General features: G+C 72.8%; 12 protein-coding genes. 9 read left to right on the top strand and 3 right to left on the bottom strand.

All coding sequences use genetic code 11. The annotated features are described in order from the left end of the window. Positions 1-29: 29 nt before the first annotated feature. The gene (locus ACN28C_RS29785) at positions 30-728 is read right to left on the bottom strand and encodes a DUF998 domain-containing protein (protein ID WP_422770814.1); all 699 of its coding nucleotides are present in this window, start codon (positions 726-728) and stop codon (positions 30-32) included. A gap of 236 nt (positions 729-964) precedes the next feature. Between ACN28C_RS29785 and ACN28C_RS29780 the strand changes: the two genes are divergently transcribed. From ACN28C_RS29780 to ACN28C_RS29770, 3 genes are all read left to right on the top strand, one after another. Beyond that, complete coding sequence (locus ACN28C_RS29780) at positions 965-1,783, top strand: SAM-dependent methyltransferase (protein ID WP_422770813.1); 819 nt, start codon at positions 965-967, stop codon at positions 1,781-1,783. Positions 1,784-1,890: 107 nt separating this feature from the next. Next, positions 1,891-4,035 (top strand): putative bifunctional diguanylate cyclase/phosphodiesterase, encoded by a 2,145-nt coding sequence (locus tag ACN28C_RS29775; RefSeq protein ID WP_422774860.1) that lies wholly within the window; start codon positions 1,891-1,893, stop codon positions 4,033-4,035. Positions 4,036-4,110: 75 nt separating this feature from the next. Then, complete coding sequence (locus ACN28C_RS29770) at positions 4,111-4,608, top strand: DUF456 domain-containing protein (protein WP_422774859.1); 498 nt, start codon at positions 4,111-4,113, stop codon at positions 4,606-4,608. Positions 4,609-4,948: 340 nt separating this feature from the next. Here the strand turns inward: ACN28C_RS29770 and ACN28C_RS29765 are convergent, their stop codons facing one another. Together ACN28C_RS29765 and ACN28C_RS29760 are read right to left on the bottom strand one after the other, a co-directional pair. After that, a complete protein-coding gene (locus ACN28C_RS29765) occupies positions 4,949-6,664 on the bottom strand; it encodes a SulP family inorganic anion transporter (protein ID WP_422770812.1) in 1,716 nt (571 codons plus the stop codon). Next, entirely contained in the window at positions 6,661-6,993 is a 333-nt protein-coding gene (locus ACN28C_RS29760) for an ArsR/SmtB family transcription factor (RefSeq protein ID WP_422770811.1), read from the bottom strand. Before ACN28C_RS29760 ends, ACN28C_RS29765 begins: the two co-directional genes overlap by 4 nt. A 168-nt stretch (positions 6,994-7,161) precedes the next feature. On the opposite strand from ACN28C_RS29760, the gene ACN28C_RS29755 reads away from it, so the two are divergent. The 6 genes from ACN28C_RS29755 to map all read left to right on the top strand — a co-directional run bounded on the left by ACN28C_RS29755 (position 7,162) and on the right by map (position 14,607). Further along, positions 7,162-8,751 (top strand): amino acid permease, encoded by a 1,590-nt coding sequence (locus ACN28C_RS29755; RefSeq protein ID WP_422770810.1) that lies wholly within the window; start codon positions 7,162-7,164, stop codon positions 8,749-8,751. After that, a complete protein-coding gene (locus ACN28C_RS29750) occupies positions 8,748-10,136 on the top strand; it encodes a glutamine synthetase family protein (RefSeq protein WP_422770809.1) in 1,389 nt (462 codons plus the stop codon). Before ACN28C_RS29755 ends, ACN28C_RS29750 begins: the two co-directional genes overlap by 4 nt. Positions 10,137-10,233: 97 nt before the next feature. Continuing rightward, positions 10,234-11,589, top strand: coding sequence for an aldehyde dehydrogenase family protein (locus tag ACN28C_RS29745; protein WP_422774858.1), 1,356 nt, complete (start codon positions 10,234-10,236; stop codon positions 11,587-11,589). Positions 11,590-11,745: 156 nt separating this feature from the next. Next, positions 11,746-12,828, top strand: a complete 1,083-nt coding sequence (locus ACN28C_RS29740) for an FG-GAP repeat domain-containing protein (RefSeq protein ID WP_422770808.1) — start codon at positions 11,746-11,748, stop codon at positions 12,826-12,828. A gap of 129 nt (positions 12,829-12,957) precedes the next feature. Beyond that, positions 12,958-13,728, top strand: coding sequence for a 3-oxoacyl-ACP reductase (locus ACN28C_RS29735; RefSeq protein ID WP_422770807.1), 771 nt, complete (start codon positions 12,958-12,960; stop codon positions 13,726-13,728). A 21-nt stretch (positions 13,729-13,749) separates the two neighbouring features. Next, positions 13,750-14,607 carry a type I methionyl aminopeptidase gene (gene map / locus ACN28C_RS29730; RefSeq protein WP_422770806.1) on the top strand — a complete coding sequence of 286 codons (858 nt, stop codon included), beginning with the start codon at positions 13,750-13,752 and terminating at the stop codon, positions 14,605-14,607. Positions 14,608-14,615 lie beyond the last annotated feature (8 nt).

The raw sequence follows: 14,615 nt of genomic DNA, 5'->3' as shown, positions 1-14,615 counted from the left end.
CCCGCCCGGCACATCCGTCCCCGCGCCGGTCAGGAACCAGACGTCGGCCATCGTCCGCCGAGGATGCGCTGCCGGTGGGGCCGGCCCGCACCGCCGGCGACCTGCCCGACCGCGACGGGCGCTCGGGCCAGCCCGAGCGCGAGCCCGGTCGCCACCCCCCAGGCAGCCAGGTCGAACAGGAGCAGCCGTTCGACCGATCCCATCAGGACGCTCCGGCCGACCAGCAGCAGGGCGAGACCGGCGACCAGCGAGAGCGGCAGCGCGACCGCGACTGCGACCACCGCGATCCTGCGCAGCGGCCGGTCCACTCCGGCCGTCGCGGCCACCACCAACATCGCCAGCACCGGTCCGGCCACGGCCGCGATGCTGGCGCCGCCGTGCACCAGATCGGCCAGGACGACCCGGTCGAAGGGGGGCAGCGGGCACGCGGCACGACAGCTCACCCCGGCCGAGACGCCCGTGGCGACCGCGCTCGCGAGCAGCAGCCCGGTCGCCAGGCGCAGTGCGGGCGGCAGGGCCACCCCGAGCAGCACCAGCCCGGCGGCGACGGCGAGCAGTCCGAGCCGGTACGGCCAGACGGTCGCGCTCTCCGGCGCGCCGGCCTCGCTGACGTAGCCGGCGGGCTCCGGAGCCGGCCCACCGGCCACGGCGAGAGCCACCGCCACCGTGCCGGCCAGCGCGCAGGCCGCGGCGGCGAATGCGGCGGGCGCCCGTCGGGCGGCCCTCACCTGCGGCGGGCGCCGGCCCGGGGCCGGTCATCGACGTCGACAACCGAGCCGGAGGAAGCCTGCGCCATGCGGCAAACCTATCCCGCCGGCGGAGGGCCGGTGGAGGATCCGCTGGACAGGCCCTAGAGTGTGGATCGATCAACCACGACCCGCCGGATCCGTCGGTGCCGCCCGCCGGGCGCAGGTCGTGGCCGACCAGCCCCTGCACGGACCGGAAGTGACGAGCTGAGGCGGACATGCGATTGCCGGACGGGCTACCCGCGGACATCGATCTGACTCGACCCAGCGCCGCCCGGGTCTACGACTACTTTCTCGGTGGCGCGCACAACTTCGAGGTCGACCGGCGCCTCGCCGAGCAGATCGCCGCGATGACGCCGAACCTGGCCGAGACGATGAGGGCCGGCCGGGCGTTCCTCCGGCGGGGCGTACGGATGCTGGTCGGCGAGGGCATCGACCAGTTCCTCGACATCGGCTCCGGCATCCCCACCGCCGGCAACGTGCACGAGGTCGCCCGGGAGATCGACCCACGGGTCCGGGTCGTCTACGTCGACATCGACCCGGTCGCGGTGGCGCACAGCCGGTCGATCCTGGCCGGCGACGAGCAGACCGGGGTGATCCACGGCGACCTGCGGGAGCCCGAGCGGATCCTGGCCGAGGCGCAGAGGCTGGGCCTGATCGACTTCGGCCGGCCGGTCGGCGTACTGCTCGCCGGGGTGGTGCACTTCGTCCCGGACTCCGACGACCCGCAGGAGATCCTGGCCACCCTGCGCGCCGCGACGATGCCGGGCAGCTACCTGCTGCTCTCGCACGCCACCCACGAGGACCAGCCGCCGGAGATGCTCGACGCGCAGCGGCTCTCGGCCCGGACGGCGACCGAGATCACGCTCCGCTCCCGGGCCGACATCACCGCCTTCTTCGGCGATTTCACGATCGTCGAACCGGGGGTGGTGCATTTGCCGCTCTGGCGACCGGACGGACCGGCGGACGCGGTCGCCGACCCGCAGCGGCTCGGGGCCTTCGGCGGCGTGGGCCGGCACGAGGGCGGCGCGGGCTAGCGGTGTCCACCTCCGTCACCGGAGCCGGCGATTCGTCGGCGCCCGCCACCGGCCAGCGGCTCGACGCCGACCACCACCAGGACGCTCCGGTTGGAGACCGGCCCGGCATCGAGCTGTACGCGCGCCGCTGGGCGATGGCGCTGGCCGGGCGGGGCTTCGTGCCGACGAGCGCGGCGGAGCACCAGCGCCTGCTGCTGGGGCAGACCGAGCAGCTCGCCCGCGCGATGCTGGCCGAGCCGTTCACCGCGCAGCCGGCGTACGACGTCGGCCGGGCCCTGGTCGACGCCCAGCTCACCGAGCCGGAGATGCTGGACTGGTCGGTACGCGCCCTCGGCGACCAGTTCCGCGCCCTCGTCGCACCGGCCTCGGCCGGGCCGGAGGCGTCCGGGAGCGAACCGGAGGCCTCCGCCCGGGTCGCCGCTCTCCAGGGTGCCCTGGCGGCGGGGTTCGCCCGCGCCCTGCGCGAGCAAACCCTCACCCAGCAGGAACGGATCGCCCGCTCCGTCTGGGAGGCCCGGGACCGGGTCGAGCGGGCGCTGCGGGACAGCGAGGCGCGGTTCCGGGCGGTCTTCGTCGACGCCGCGATCGGGATCGGTATCGCCGACATCGACGGGCGGATCCTCGACGTCAACCGCGCCTTCACCGAGCTGCTCGGCTATTCGGCGGCCGAGTTGCGCGAGATGAACGTCGCCGCCCTGTTCCATCCGGACGACGCGGCCGGAATGTGGGAGCTGTACCAGGAACTGATCGAGGGCAAGCACGACACCGTACGGGTGGAGAAGCGCTACCACCGCAAGGACGGCAGCGCGATCTGGACCGATCTCGCGGTCTCGCTGATCCGGCACGACGACGGCCGCCCCCGGTTCACCGTGGCCATGGTGGAGGACGTCACCGAACGACACAGGTTGCAGCAGCGGCTGCGCCACCAGGCGTCGCACGACCCGTTGACCGGGCTGCCGAACCGCACCCTCTTCCTCGACCGGCTCGGCGAGCTCTTCGCCGGCGGCGAGCCCGACGACCGGGTGGGAATCTGCTTCCTCGACCTCGACGGCTTCAAGGCGGTCAACGACAGTCTCGGGCACGCCCTCGGGGACAACCTGCTGGTCACCGTCGCTCGGCGACTCGCCGACAGCGTGGCCGGGCAGGGATACCTGGTGGCCCGGATGGGTGGCGACGAGTTCATGATCCTGCTCGACCATGACGCCGGGTGCCGGGCGGTCAAGGCGATGGGAGACCGGATACTGGCGACGGTCGCCGAACCGGTGCAGATCGGCGAGCACCGGCTCGCGGTAACCGCCAGCATCGGCCTGGTCTCCGGGCCGCTCGGCACCACGTCGGTGGCCGAGCTGATGAAGGCCGCCGACGTCACCCTGCACTGGGCCAAGGCCGAGGGGCGGGATCGTTGGGTGAGCTACGACCCGGCGCGGCGGGCCCGGGAGCAGGCCAGGTCGGCCCTGGTCGCCGCCATGTCGGTGGGACTGGCCCGGGGCGAGTTCCTCATCGACTACCAGCCGATCGTGGCGCTGGCCGACGGGTCGATCTGCGCGGTGGAGGCGCTGGTCCGGTGGCGGCACCCCGAGCGGGGGTTGCTCGGCCCGGACGAGTTCATCGGGCTGGCCGAGGAGACCGGACTCATCATCGAGCTGGGTCGCTGGGTGCTGACCCGGGCCTGTGAGGCGGCGAGCCGGTGGCACCGGGAGTTTCCCGACGCCCGGGTGGTGGTCAGCGTCAACCTGGCCGCCCGGCAGGCCGGCGATCCGTCGATCGTGGACACGGTCTCCGAGGCGCTGCGCCGGACGGACCTCCCCGCCGACCTGCTGCAGCTCGAACTGACCGAGAGCGCGGTGATGGCCACCGCGGGCGAGCCGCTGCCCGCGCTGCGCCGGCTGGCCGCCCTCGGCGTACGGCTGGCGATCGACGACTTCGGCACCGGATACTCCAACCTGGCGTACCTTCGCCGGCTGCCGATCCACAACCTGAAGCTCGCCGGCCCGTTCGTGGAGGGCATCCGGTCCGGCGACCGGCAGGGTCTGGTGGACGGCCGGATCGTGGACGCGCTGGTCCGGCTCGCGCACGCCCTGGGGCTGACGGTCACCGCCGAGGCGGTGGAGACGGTCGGGCAGGCCGACCAGCTCCGAGCACTGGGCTGCGACGCCGCCCAGGGGCGGTACTTCGCGCCGCCGGCTCCGGAGGCCGAGATCATCCGGCGGCTGGCCGCCCGGGCGGAGCAGCGACGCGGTGGCACGGCCTGACGCGGTGGCACGGCCTGACGGGGGTGGCGGATGCGGTGCCTCCGGCGGCGGTAGGGCACCCTGGGGGGCGTGGACATGACCGACACCGAGTCCGTGGTGACCCTCCTGTGTGGCGTGACGATCGTGATCGGCGTCTGCGGGGTGATCGTGCCGATCGTCCCCGGACTCATCCTCTGTTGGCTGGGCGTGGTGATCTGGTCGTTCTTCGGTGACGGCGAGGGGGGCGGTCGCTGGGTGGTGCTCGGCCTGGCCACGGTGATCGCGGTCTTCGGCACCACCGTGAAGTACCTGTGGCCGGGGCGCAACCTGAAACGTAGCGGCGTGTCGACCGTCTCGCTGCTCGCCGGGGGCGTGCTCGGGCTGGTCGGGTTCTTCGTGGTGCCGGTGGTCGGGCTGGTGCTCGGCTTCGTACTCGGGCTCTGGCTCGCCGAGCTTGCCCGGCTCGGGGACGTCCGGCAGGCCTGGCCCTCCACCCGGCACGCGCTGGCGGCGGTCGGGCTCGCCCTGCTGGTCGAGCTGGCCGCCGCGCTCGGCATCACCGGCGTCTGGCTGGTCGGCCTCGTCGTCACCTGAGCGCCGGCTGCCCTGAGGGCGGAAAGCCGGACGGGACGAGTGCGGCGGCGCGGGGCGGGCGCTGGCACGACCGGCGTCGCACCCGATGAGAGAGGTGACCGCGCCCCGCGCCGCCGCGGGAGCCGGGTCGTCCGAGAACCCGGCGTCGGGCCCTGGTGCGGGCCCGTCGGGTCCGGCGGAGCCGGACCGGCGCGCCGAGATCGCGCGCGATGCCGTCCGGTCAGGCCAGGGACCCGGCGCGCCGGCGTGGGCGGCGCGCGGTGTGCAACTCCTGACATGTCACGCCCCAGATCATGCGCCGGGCGACCACTGCCCGGCAACGCAATTACCGGCATCGGCGTTACGGTGCGGACCCGTCCGGCCGGACGACCGGACGGCCGTCCGGCCGACCATCGTGCCCGGCTGCTTCAGCCGCTCCGGCGGCGACTACGGGCTCCCCTCCCGGGGGATGGTGCCCGGACCGAGGCGGAGCCGCAGGTGCGCGGAGTGCGGCGATCGCGGTCGGGGCATCGACGTGCACCCGTTCGTGCAGCAGTGCCAGGACGCCGAGCGAGGCCAGGGCCCGGCGGTGCTCGGGCCGGACTCCGGACGCGTGTACGACGATGTTCCGGTGGTGCAGGTCCTCGACGGCCTCCCGCAGCGCCAGTGCGCCCGAGGCGTCGATCGCGGTGACCCGGGAGAGCCGCAGCAGCACGACGTCGACCCCGTCGATCCGGGCGAGTTCCCGGCGCAGCCGGTGCGCGGCGGCGAAGAAGAGCGGTCCGCTCGGCCGGTAGACGGCGAGGTGCGGCAGGTGCTCGTCGTGCGGTACCTGGTCCACCCGCATCGAGTTGGCGAGCTTCCGCAGCGCCAGGCCGCCGGCGACGACCAGTCCGAGCAGTACGGCGGCGACCAGGTCCAGCAGCACCGTGGCACCGGCGGTGAGCACCAGCACCAGCGCGTCCGAGCGGCTGGCCCCGGCCATCGCGCGCAGCGTGCCGACATGCACCATCCGGACGGCGGTGGCGAGCAGCACCCCGGCGAGCGCGGCCAGTGGGATGCCGGCCACCAGCGGTGCCGCGGCGAACATGATGACGGCGAGCACGAGCGCGTGGGTCAGCGCGGCGAGCCGGGAAACCGCCCCGGCGCGGACGTTGACCGCCGTACGGGCGATGGCGGCGGTCGCCGGCACACCGCCGAAGAGCGGGGTGACGAGGTTCGCGATGCCCTGCCCGAACAGCTCGCGGTCGGGGTCGTGCCGCTCGCCGCGCCGCATCCCGTCGGCCACGGTCGCCGAGAGCAGTGATTCCAGCGCGGCCAGGGCCGCGACCGCCACCGCCGAGGTGAGCAGGGTGGCCAGGGCGTCGAGCCGGAAGAACGCCAGCGACGGTGCGGGAAGCGTCGCCGGCAGGGCGCCGATGCGGGCCAGGTCGACGTCCCAGAGCTGGGCGGCGGTGGTCGCCGCCACGACGGCGAGCAGGGCGGCGGGGAGCTGTGGCCGCCACCGGAGGAGGGCGAGCACCACGGCCGCGACACCGAGCGAGAAGACCACCGACGGCCAGTGGGGAGCGTCGGCGAAGGCCGCCACCGCCCGCCGGGTGGCCGGGAGCACCTGCTCGGCGTGGGACTGCTGGCCGAGCGCCGGTGGCACCTGCTGGAGCAGGATGATGACGGCGATGCCGGCGGTGAAGCCCTCGACCACCGGGGCGGGGACCAGTCGCGCGTACCGGCCGGCCCGGACGAGCGCGAGGCCGAGCAGGATCAGCCCGGCGAGGAACCCGACGGTGAGGACCCCGGCGGGCCCGTACCGGGCGATGATCGGGACGAGGACCACCGTCATCGCCCCGGTCGGGCCGGAGACCTGGAGGTTCGAGCCGCCGAAGACGGCCGCCAGTGCACCGGCCACGATCGCGGTGACCAGTCCGGCCGTGGCGCCGAGCCCGGAGGCGACGCCGAAGCCGAGGGCGAGCGGCAGCGCCACGACCGCGACGGTGAGCCCGGCCAGCAGGTCGGCGCGGGGGTTGCGGCGTACGGCGGCCAGGTCGGCCCGGCCTGGCAGGAGTCCGGCGAGTCTCACTCGCTCTCCACCCGCAGCGAGGCGAGCAGCTCGGCCTGGCCCTGGAGCATCTCGGTGAGGATGCGCCGGGCGGCTCTCATCAGGTCGGCCACGTCCGGCCCGGCGAGCGCGTAGACGACGTTGGCGCCGTCCCGGTGCGACACGACGATCCCGGCCCGGCGCAGCACCGCGAGCTGCTGGGACAGGTTGGACGCCTCCACATCGGTCTCGACCAGCAGGTCGCGGACCGGCCGCGGGCCCTCGCCGAGCAGTTCGAGGACGCGGATCCGGACCGGATGCCCGAGCATCCGGAAGAACTCGGCCTTGGCCTGGTACAGCGGTACCTGCATATGAGCAATTGAAGACTTCTTCAAATCGCCGACGCGACCCGGAGGTGGCACCAGTGGCCCGGATCACTCCGTCGTGATCGGTTGACGCAGATCTTCCGGGAGCGGACGATCTCGGCAGAGGCGTGACGACGGTCACAAACTCCATCCGACCGGATGAAGGAGACACCGATGAGCGCACCGACCCAGCCGACCGGTACGCCGGTCACCGCCGCACCCGACGCCGACGAGCAGCGTCTCGCCGAACTCGGCTACCAGCAGGAGTTGCGCCGCAAGCTCTCCGGCTTCTCCAACTTCGCGGTCTCCTTCTCGATCATCTCCATCCTGGCCGGCGCGATCACCTCGTACGGCATCGCGATGACCGCCGGCGGGCCGCTGGCGATCACCCTCGGCTGGCTCGCCGTCGGTGGGATGGTGACCCTGGTCGCGCTCGCGATGGCCGAGATCTGCTCGGTCTATCCCACCGCCGGCGCGCTCTACTGGTGGGCGGCGGCGCTGGCGAAGCGCAACAAGGCGGCCTGGGCCTGGTTCATCGGCTGGTTCAACTTCCTCGGCGAGGTGGCGGTCACCGCCGCCATCGACTTCGGGGCGGCGATCACCACCTCGGCGTTCCTCAGCCTCACCTTCGACCTCGAGGTGACCGCGGAGCGTACCTTCGTGGTCTTTCTCGTGATCATCGTCGCGCACGGCCTGCTGAACACCTTCGGCGTCAACCTGGTCCGGGTGCTCTCCGACGTCAGCGCCTGGTGGCACCTGGCCGGCGTGGCGACCATCGTCGGGGTGCTGGCGATCGTGCCCGACCAGCACAAGCCGATCTCCGAGGTCTTCTTCGAGGTACGCAACGCCACCGGCTTCGACTTCACCGGCGTGGCCGTCTACGCCGTCCTGATCGGCCTGCTGATGGCGCAGTACACCTACACCGGCTACGACGCGAGCGCGCACGTGGCCGAGGAGACCCACGACGCGGCCCGCGCGGCACCCCGGGGCATCGTGATGTCGGTGGTGGTCTCGGTCCTCGCCGGCTTCGTGCTGCTCTTCGCGATCACCTGGTCGATCCGGGACTACGAGGCACAGCGGCAGACCGAGCTCGGGCTGCCGCCGGCCCAGATCTTCATCGACGCCACCGGCGAGGTCACCGGCACCTTCCTGCTCTTCATCTGCGTGGTGGCGCAGTTCTTCTGCGGGATGGCCTCGGTCACCGCCAACTCCCGGATGGCGTACGCGTTCAGCCGCGACGGCGCGCTGCCCGGCTCGGCGATCTGGCGCCGGGTCAACCCCCGCACCGGTACGCCGACCAACTCCATCTGGCTCTGCGTCGCCTGCTCGACCCTGCTGGTGGTCCCCTCGCTCTGGAACACCACCGCCTACCTGGCGGCCACCTCGATCGCGGTGATCGGCCTCTACATCGCCTACGTCGGCCCGGTCTTCCTGCGCCGCCGCAGCCCCGACTTCCGGCCCGGCCCGTGGCAGCTCGGCCGCTGGAGCCCGCTGGTCGGCTGGCTGGCGATCGGCTGGGTCGCGGTGATCTGCGTGCTCTTCGTGCTTCCCACCACCGCCCCGATCACCGCCTCGACCTTCAACTACACGATCGTGGCGGTCGCGGTGGTGCTCGGCGGAGCCTGGCTCTGGTGGCTGCTCGGCGCGCGACACTGGTTCACCGGCCCGCGCCAGAACCTGGTCCCCACCGTCGCGCAACCCGATCCGGCCATCCCCGACCCGGCACCAACGGACGCCGGCGAGGCGGACGGGGCGGGCCTGTGACGGCGCGGGCGGCCGGCGGGGGCCGGGCACCGGCGCTCAGCCTGGAGGCGCTGCGGGTGGCGGTCGACGGCGGCGAGATCGACACCGTGGTGCTGGCCCTGACCGACATGCAGGGGCGGCTACAGGGCAAGCGGTTCCACGCCCCGTACTTCCTCGCCGAGGTGCTCGGGCACGGCAGCGAGGGCTGTGACTACCTGCTCGCGGTCGACGTCGAGATGAACACCGTCGACGGGTACGCGATGTCGAGCTGGGAGCGCGGCTACGGCGACTTCGCCATGGTCCCCGACCTCGGTACGCTGCGCCGGGTCCCGTGGCAGCCCGGCACCGCGATGCTCCTGGCCGACCTGCGCTGGCTGGACGGCGGCGGCGACGTGGTCGCCTCGCCCCGGCAGATCCTGCGCCGCCAGCTCGACCGGCTCGCCGGGCACGGCCTGACCGCGTACGCCGGCACCGAGCTGGAGTTCGTGCTCTACCGCGACTCCTACGAGGACGCCTGGCGGCGCGGCTACCGCGAGCTGACCCCGGCGAACCTCTACAACGTGGACTACTCGCTGCTCGGCACCGCCCGGGTCGAGCCGCTGCTGCGGCGTATCCGCACCGAGATGGCCGGCGCGGGGCTCGTCCCGGAGAGCGCCAAGGGCGAGTGCAACCTCGGCCAGCACGAGATCGCCTTCCGGTACGCGGACGCGCTGACCTGCGCCGACAACCACGTGGTCTACAAGAACGGGGCCAAGGAGATCGCCGCTCAGGAGGGCATGTCGATCACCTTCATGGCGAAGCCGAACGAGCGGGAGGGAAACTCCTGCCACGTCCACTTCTCGCTGCGCAGCGCGAACGGCCGCTCGGCGATGCTCGGCAACGGCCCGGCCCGGCTCTCCAGCATCGGGCAGCGGGTGCTGGCCGGGCTGCTGGCGACGATCCCCGACCTCAGCCTGCTGACGGCGCCGAACGTCAACTCGTACAAGCGCTACCAGCCGGGTTCGTTCGCCCCGACGGCGCTGCGCTGGGGCACGGACAACCGGACCTGCGCGCTCCGACTGGTCGGGCAGGGCCAGGGGATGCGGGTGGAGAACCGGCTGCCCGGCGCCGACGTCAACCCGTACCTGGCGATCGCGGCGCTGGTGGCCGGGGCCGTACACGGGATCGAGGCCGGGCTCGACCTGGAGCCGGAGTTCGCCGGCAACGCGTACGCGGACGAGTCCGCGCCCCGGGTGCCGGCGACGCTGCGGGACGCGCTCGACCGGTGGACGGCGTCGCCGGTGGCCCGGAACGCCTTCGGGGACGAGGTGGTGGCGCACTACGCCAACCAGGCGCGGGTGGAACTGGCCGCCTTCGACGCGGCGGTGACGGACTGGGAGTTGCGGCGTGGCTTCGAGCGGCTCTGAACCCGGTCCCGGCCCGGCGAACCCGGTGTCCCGGCTGCCGGTGAATCCGGTGTCCCGGCTGCCGGCGGGCCCGGTGACGGAACTGCCGGCGGGCCCGGTGACCGAGGTGGTGAACCCGGCGACCGGGCTGGTGGTGGCGGCCGTGCCGCAGACCGGTGCCGCCGAGGCGGCGGAGGCGATCGACCGGGCCGCGCGGGCGTACCGGTCGTGGCGGCGGGTGGCGCCGGGTGACCGGGCCCGGCTGCTGCGCCGGTTCGCCGCCCGGGTCGACGCGCGCCTCGAGGAACTGGCCGAGCTGGAGGTACGCAACGCCGGGCACACCATCGGCAACGCCCGCTGGGAGGCGGGAAACGTCCGGGACGTGCTCGACTACTACGCCGGGGCGCCGGAGCGGCTGACCGGACAGCAGATCCCGGTCCCGGGCGGGCTGGACGTCACCTTCCACGAGCCGCTCGGCGTGGTCGGGGTGATCGTGCCGTGGAACTTCCCGATGCCGATCGCCGGCTGGGGGTTCGCCCCGGCGCTCGCCGCCGGCAACACGGTGGTGCTGAAGCCGGCCGAGCTGACCCCGCTGACGGCGCTCCGCCTCGGCGAGCTGGCGGTGGAGGCCGGGCTGCCGCCGGACGTGCTCACGGTGCTGCCGGGGCGGGGGAGCGTGGTCGGCGAGGCACTCGTCGCGCATCCGGCGGTCCGGAAGATCTGCTTCACCGGCTCCACCGAGGTCGGCACCCGGATCATGGCCGGCTGTGCGGCCCAGGTGAAGCGGCTGACCCTGGAACTCGGCGGCAAGAGCGCCAACCTGGTCTTCGCCGATGCCGACCTGGCGCGGGCGGCGGCGACCGCGCCGTACGCCGTCTTCGACAACGCCGGCCAGGACTGCTGCGCGCGCTCCCGGATCCTGGTCCAGCGATCCGTGTACGACCGCTTCCTGGAACTGCTGGAGCCGGCCGTCACGGCGTTCCGGGTGGAGGATCCGGCGCTGGAGACGGCGGAGATGGGCCCGCTGATCTCGGCCGGGCGGCGCGCGTCGGTGGCGTCCTACCTGGATGGTGCCGAGGTCGCCTTCACCGGCTCCTGCCCGGAGGGCCCCGGCTTCTGGCACGCCCCGACCGTCCTGCTGGCCGGGTCGCCGGCGGAGCGGCACTGGCGGGAGGAGATCTTCGGGCCGGTCGTCTCGGTGCTGCCCTTCGACGACGAGGCCGAGGCGGTGGCGCTGGCCAACGACACCGAGTACGGCCTCTCCGGCTCCATCTGGACCCGTGACCTGGGCCGGGCGGTCCGGGTGGCCCGGGGCGTGGAGTCGGGCAACCTCAGCGTCAACTCCCACTCGTCGGTGCGGTACTGGACGCCGTTCGGCGGCATGAAGCGCTCCGGTCTCGGCCGGGAGCTGGGCCCGGATGCCCTGCACGCCTTCACCGACGTCAAGAACGTCTTCCTGGCCACCGACGGGTAGCGGTCCGTGGAGATGATGTAACGATATGTAACTGTCATAATACGGAAAGTCATCTTCCGTCTCGACCGACCCGCTCGTAGCCTGCTGCACAGAACACCACCATCAGCCGCGGGTAGCGCCACTGACCTCGGCGAACGGGAAGGGGGCCCGGTGGGGATGAATGGCAGGGGAGCGCTGGCCGGCGCGATGGTCGGAGTGCTCTGCGCGCTGACCCTGACCGGGCCGGCGGCGCACGCGGGCGAGCAGGACGAGCCCATCCACGGAGACCTGAACGGTGACGGCCTGGTCGACCGGGTGACCCTCGGCTACGGGAGCGACAGTTGCCTGCTGCTCGTCCGTCTCGGCCGGCCCGGTGGCGGCTACGGGCCGATCGTCCGGTACCCGTACCTGCCGCCGGAGGAGACGGTGCCGCCCACCTACTGCCCGGACATGGGGGTCCACCTCGACCTCGGCGGTGACGGCGTTCCGGAGCTGGTGCTCGGCTACTTCCACGGCGCTGCCTGGGGGCCCGACCTGGTGATCCTGCGTGACTATCGGGTGGTCGGCAGCATGGGCGCGATCCTCCGGCCGAGTGTGATCCGGACCGCCGACCTCAACGCCGACGGGCTGACCGACCTGTGGGAGATGACGGACGACCTGGACGGGTTCCAGAGCTGGCTCAACACCCGCGACGGACGGCTGGTACCCGGGCCGCTGGCCGTCGACAGCATGAGCATCGACGAACCGATCCTGGTGGACCTGGACGGCAACCGTCGGACGGACCTTGTGGTCAGCTACACCATCGGGGTTCCGGAGAACGGCGTGGTGGTGGTCTTCGACGACGGCACCAGGCGGCAACTGCAGGGCGGCGACGACACCTGGCGGGTAGTCGTCGGGGATGTCAGCGGGGACGGGCGGCCGGACATCCGTACCGTCTCGTGGGTAGGAGGAGTCCGGGAGACCTTCATCAACCGGGGCGACCGCACCTTCGTCCTGCCGCCGGTGGCACACGACGACCGGGCCTCCGTGCAGCGGGGCCGGCCGCAGGCGATCAGGGTGCGGGACAACGACCTCGCGAGTACGAACGCGACGCTGCGGGTCATCAGGCCGCCGTGCTACGGCCGACTGGTCTCGACCGGGCCCGCCGACATCGTCTACGAGCGCACCGCCACGCACGCGCTGCCGGACACCTTCGTCTACCGGCTCAGCCAACACGGCCGCAGCGACACCGCCACCGTGACCGTCCGGGTGCGGGACTGACGGCGACGGCGTCCACGCGCACGGCGGGGAGGGTCGGCCTCGCTCGACCACCGGTCCCGGGTCGGCGAGGATGCCGGTGACGGGTCGGCGAGGATGCCGGTGACGGCGATCTTCGGGAGGAGCGCGGCGATGATCAGTGATCGACTGGCCGGTCGGGTGGCCGTGGTGACGGGTGCCGGCAGCGGGATCGGGCTGGCGAGCGCCCGCAGGCTGGCCGCCGAGGGGGCGTACGTGGTCTGTGTCGACGTGGCGGCCGAGGCCGGGCAGGCCGCCGCCGACGAGGTGGCGGGCGAGTTCGTCGGCTGCGACGTGTCCGACGAGGCGGCCGTACGCGATCTCTTCGACCAGGTCGCGGCCCGGCGCGGCCGGATCGACATCGCCTTCAACAACGCCGGCATCTCCCCGCCGGAGGACGACTCGATCCTGCAGACCGGGCTGGACGCCTGGGAGCGGGTGATCCGGGTCAACACCACGAGCGTCTACCTCTGCTGCAAATACGTGCTCCCGCACATGCTCCGACAGGGCAGGGGCTCGATCGTCAACACCGCCTCCTTCGTCGCGCTGATGGGTGCGGCCACCTCGCAGATCGCCTACACGGCGAGCAAGGGCGGGGTACTGGCGCTGACCCGGGAGCTCGGCGTGCAGTTCGCCCGGCAGGGGATCCGGGTCAACGCGCTCTGCCCAGGGCCGATCGGCACCCCGCTGCTACGGGAGCTCTTCGCCGCCGATCCGGAGCGGGCGGCCCGGCGACTGGTGCACGTGCCGATGGGGCGCTTCGGGGAGCCGGAGGAGATCGCCGCCGCGGTCGCCTTCCTCGCCAGCGACGACGCGTCGTTCATGACCGCCGCCCAGTTCGTGGTCGACGGGGGGATCACCGGCGCCTACGTCACCCCCCTCTAGAGCGGCGATAGGGTGGAAGTCATGACCGTCCGTGCGCCGTTGACCCCTGGCACGATCTCCCCGTGGCGCCAGGTGCCGCCACACATCGCCCGCCCGGAATACGTGGGCAAGAAGCGGCCGAAGGAGTGGCGCGGCTCGCACGTGCAGACGGCCGAGACGATCGAGAAGATGCGGGTCGCCGGCCGGATCGCCGCCCAGGCGACCCAGCTCGCCGGTGAGCACTGCAAGCCGGGTGTCACCACCGACGAGATCGACCGGGTGGTGCACGAGTTCCTGGTCGACCACGGCGCCTACCCCTCCACGCTCGGCTACAAGGGCTTCCCCAAGTCCTGCTGCACCAGCCTCAACGAGGTCATCTGCCACGGCATACCCGACTCCACCGTGCTGGCGGACGGCGACATCATCAACGTCGACGTGACCGCGTACCTCGACGGTGTGCACGGGGACACCGATGCCACCTTCTGCGTCGGCGAGGTCTCCGAGCCGGCCCGGCTGCTGGTGGAGCGGACCCACGAGGCGATGATGCGGGGCATCCGGGCGGTCGCCCCGGGACGGCAGATCAACGTGATCGGCCGGGTGATCGAGTCGTACGCCAAGCGCTTCGGCTACGGCGTGGTGCGGGACTTCACCGGGCACGGCATCGGCGAGGCATTCCACAGCGGGCTCTACGTGCCGCACTACGACAGCCCGCGCCCGACCGACGTGATGGAACCGGGAATGACCTTCACGATCGAGCCGATGATCACCCTCGGCACGTACGAATACGACGTGTGGGAGGACGGCTGGACCGTGGTCACCAAGGACCGGCGCTGGACCGCGCAGTTCGAGCACACCATCCTGGTCACCGACGACGGCCACGAGATCCTCACCCTGCCGTGACGGACGCT

It is taken from the genome of Plantactinospora sp. WMMC1484 (genome assembly GCF_049315195.1).
Taxonomy (GTDB): domain Bacteria; phylum Actinomycetota; class Actinomycetes; order Mycobacteriales; family Micromonosporaceae; genus Plantactinospora.
The sequence above is the reverse complement of the archived record's forward strand: the minus strand, read 5'-3'. Positions and strand labels throughout refer to the sequence as shown.